This window comes from Terriglobus sp. YAF25, assembly GCF_052113305.1.
Lineage (GTDB): Bacteria > Acidobacteriota > Terriglobia > Terriglobales > Acidobacteriaceae > Terriglobus.
In genome coordinates this window covers 1-1,409 of record NZ_JBFRCY010000949.1, presented here as the reverse complement: position 1 = coordinate 1,409, position 1,409 = coordinate 1, and the positions used below count along the sequence as shown (strand labels likewise).

The 1,409-nt window shown below is 58.3% G+C and carries 1 protein-coding gene; it reads left to right on the top strand.

Annotated features, from left to right (window positions below):
- The coding region (locus AB4043_RS25495; protein WP_442308517.1) for a TonB-dependent receptor domain-containing protein at positions 1-1,409 on the top strand (1,409 nt) is incomplete at both ends.

The window sequence follows — 1,409 nt, the reverse complement described above, 5'->3', positions numbered from 1 at the left end:
ATCCTGAAAGACCGCACGCACTTCTATCTGGCCTTTGAGCGCACGCAGACCTCTGAGGTCTACACCGTCGCTGCTAGCCCGACCTACTACAGCGCCAACAACGGAGCGTTCACAAAGCCCAGTCACGACCAGATGTTCACAGCGCGCGTCGATCATAAGCTGACGGAGAAGCAGGCTCTGTTCGCCCGTTACGCGCAGGAGTGGAACTTGCTTAGCTACCAGGGTTGCGGCGGCGCCACCGTCCGTAACTGTTACAACGGCGAGATTCCACGCCAGTCGCTCGTCGTCGGCCATACCTACACGCTCTCGCCGCGGCTGTTGAACGATCTTCGTTTCCAGTACGCATACGCCTCCTACCAGCTCGGCCCGCCGAATGCCCCTATCCCAACCAATCCTGGTAGCTACTCGCAGCAGGTGCTCAACAGCCTGCAGACGGCGTACACCTTCCCCGGCTTCAGCTATGGTTTCGGCTATGCCGACACCGGTGTGGAGCGCCGCTTCCAGCTTCTCGACAGCGTCTCTTATGTTCTTGGCAAGCACACCTTCAAGGCGGGCTTCGACGTCAGCTACATTCCGTTCACCGACGGTGCGGCCAGCAACTACAACGGCACCTGGACCTTCGGTACGGACCAGGTCTTCGATCCGAATAACGCATCCACCATCGCTGCGCTGAAGAATCCTACTTCGTACACGCAGACGATTCCGTTCATCTCGACGAAGATTCCCACCACGCCGCTCGGTCTCTACGGCGAAGACGAGTGGAAGGTTTCGCGCAAAATCACTGTCAATCTCGGCCTTCGCTGGGAACGCCAGTTCGGATCGTTCAATGAGCGGCTGAACTATACGACCGCTCAGTCTCAGATTCCATTCATCAATAACAACAAGGCTCGCGGCGACAGCAACAACTTCGCTCCGCGTATCGGCCTGGTGTGGGATATTACCGGCAAGTCGCGCGATGTGATCCGCGCTGGCTACGGCATCTACTACAACAACATTCAGACGCTGCAGAACTTCTCTGAAGCCCGCAACCTGGCAAGCTGCAGCATCTCCATCGTCAACCCTTCGTATCCGAATCCGTTCGGTGCGGGTAAGACGGCGGCGGACTACTGCTCGACGAACAAGCCGACCGTGACCTTCATGGCGCCGAACTTCCAGAACCCTTACGCGCAGCAGTATTCGGCAGGTTACTCGCGGCAGATCTCCAACAATCTCTCGGTCAACCTCGATGGCCTGTACAGCTACAGCCTGCACGACTACCGCACTATCGACCTGAACTTTCCCACCAGCGGCACCACCCGCCCGACGACGGGATGGAACATCATCAACATGCGTGCGCCGATCGCTGCCTCGAAGTACAAGGCGCTCTTTGTCCGCGTCGACAAGCGGCTGTCGCGTCGTCACATGTACAC